The organism is Robertmurraya mangrovi, from assembly GCF_034427655.1.
Classification (GTDB): domain Bacteria; phylum Bacillota; class Bacilli; order Bacillales; family Cytobacillaceae; genus Robertmurraya_A; species Robertmurraya_A mangrovi.
Genome location: NZ_JAXOFX010000048.1, coordinates 1 through 539, shown reverse-complemented (window position 1 = coordinate 539; position 539 = coordinate 1). Strand labels below are relative to the sequence as shown.

Here is a 539-nt window from a genome sequence, read left to right as displayed (position 1 = left end):
CCGAAGTCGGTGGGGTAACCGTAAGGAGCCAGCCGCCTAAGGTGGGACAGATGATTGGGGTGAAGTCGTAACAAGGTAGCCGTATCGGAAGGTGCGGCTGGATCACCTCCTTTCTAAGGATTTTTAAATCGAAAAGCGGAGGCGACTGTTCAGCCTCGACAAGCACTGTAGCTTCTGGCGGAAAAGTCCTAAAGACTTTGACAGAAGAAGCGGAAGTGACTCGAGAGGCTAGGAGCCGGAGCTAGACATTACCAGAACGTGACGATATGATTTGTTCAGTTTTGAGAGAGCAATTCTCTCTATAATTTGTTCCTTGAAAACTAGATAATGATATATGAAGAAGGCAAAAAGAATTACCATGTAATCGCCATCTGAAAGATTTTCTCTTAATATATGGAAAAGTAATTTTCCGAATTAGGTTAAGTTAGAAAGGGCGCACGGTGGATGCCTTGGCACTAGGAGCCGATGAAGGACGGGACTAACACCGATATGCTTCGGGGAGCTGTAAGTAAGCTTTGATCCGGAGATTTCCGAATGGG

Annotated in this window: 2 rRNA genes; both read left to right on the top strand. The window is 46.0% G+C overall.

Annotation, left to right across the window (positions count from 1 at the left end):
• Positions 1–113: ribosomal RNA gene (locus SM124_RS24005) — 16S ribosomal RNA — on the top strand; the annotation flags it as partial.
• Positions 114–417: 304 nt separating this feature from the next.
• Positions 418–539 (top strand): 23S ribosomal RNA (locus tag SM124_RS24000); the annotation flags it as partial.